Source organism: Amycolatopsis sp. SID8362 (genome assembly GCF_010550475.1).
Taxonomy (GTDB): domain Bacteria; phylum Actinomycetota; class Actinomycetes; order Mycobacteriales; family Pseudonocardiaceae; genus Amycolatopsis; species Amycolatopsis eburnea.
In genome coordinates this window covers 1-1,352 of the sequence record NZ_JAAGNB010000989.1, presented here as the reverse complement: position 1 = coordinate 1,352, position 1,352 = coordinate 1, and the positions used below count along the sequence as shown (strand labels likewise).

Annotated in this window: 2 protein-coding genes; both read left to right on the top strand. The window is 73.2% G+C overall.

Going from position 1 to position 1,352, the window contains the following annotated elements; all coding sequences use genetic code 11:
• A partial coding sequence (locus tag G3I65_RS30955) for an ADP-ribosylglycohydrolase family protein (protein WP_203612558.1) occupies nucleotides 1-622 on the top strand: 622 nt, incomplete at its 5' end.
• Nucleotides 623-638: 16 nt separating this feature from the next.
• Nucleotides 639-1,352: YrhB domain-containing protein (locus G3I65_RS30950; RefSeq protein ID WP_239071564.1), on the top strand; the 714-nt coding region annotated here is incomplete at its 3' end.

The window sequence follows — 1,352 nt, the reverse complement described above, 5'->3', positions numbered from 1 at the left end:
GCTGACCATGGCCGGGCCCGGCAGCGGGTTCAGCGGCGGCGCGCGCCAGGCGGTGCGCGACCTCGCCGGCGTCACCCACCCGACCGAGCCGGACCTGGCCGCCGCGACCTACCTGACCTGGCTGTTCGAGCACGCGCTGACCAAGGAGGCGTTCAGCTTCCCGATCTGGAACCTCAGCCGCGAGGTGCTCAACCCGGACAACCAGTTCCAGCAGGGCCCGGAGTGGACGGCGATCGGGGACATGGTCGCCGAGTCGGTGCCGTTCTTCGGCGAGCACGGGCTGCCCGACCTGCGGATGGCGGAGCTGATCGGCGACGGCCAGACGACGCTGTCGGTGCTCGGACGCGCTTTCGCCGCGCTGTCCGGCTTCGAGAACTACCCGGAGCAGGCGCTGCTGCGCGCCGTCAACCACTCCGGCCGCAGCGCCCTCACCGGTGCGCTCGCCGGGGCCCTGCTGGGTGCGCGCACCGGGATCCCCGGGCTGCCGCAGAAGTGGGTCGACCAGCTGGAGCTGCGCTACCTGGTCGAGAACGTCGCTTCGGACGCCTACTGGCACTTCGACCGGCACTCGGCGCTGAGCGCGCAGGGTGACGCGTGGATCGAGCGGTACCCGCGGCATTAGCCCGAGGATGGGGAGAATGGAAGAACAGGAAGCCGTCGCTCGCGTGCGGGAGTGGTTGCGCACGCGACCGGGCGGTGACCGGCTGCGGATCCGGGACGAGTTCACCGTGCGCCGCCCGGACGGCTGGCGCTTCACGGTCAACGCGGCCGCTTACCTCGACGGCACCGACATCGGTGCCGGCCTGGTGCCGAGCCCGGTGGTGTTCGTGCCGGCCGACGGCGGCGAGATCACGCTCGACCAGGAGTCGATGGCGAGCACCCCGGCCGAGACCGAGTGGCGGCCCGACGTCGACCCCGAGTTCGACGAGAAGGCGTTCCCGGACCTCCCGGTGCGGGCGATCCGCGGCTGGACCCGGCCGACCGGCGAGTACCGGGTCAACGAGCAGTACACGCCGGGCCCGGTCTGGCGCGGGTTCCCGGTGCCCACGACCGATGCGGCGAAGCTGCTGAACTACCTGGCCGTGGGCTGGATCAGCCGCCCCGAGTTCGCGCGGGCGCTGCTCGACTGCGAAGTGCTGGTGCCCCTGCCCGATGGCGAGCCGCTGGTGCGGCCGGTGCCCGCCACCGGCGAACGCGAAGTCATCGCCTACAGCTCGTCGGCGCTGGTGCCCGGGCGCTACCCGCGCCGGTGGCGGGTGCCGGTCCGCGACCTGCCGTCGTCGGCCGGGCTGACGCTCGACCCCGGCACCGGGCTGGTCCGCAGCCTGACCGCGGCCGAGCTGGGCGCGACC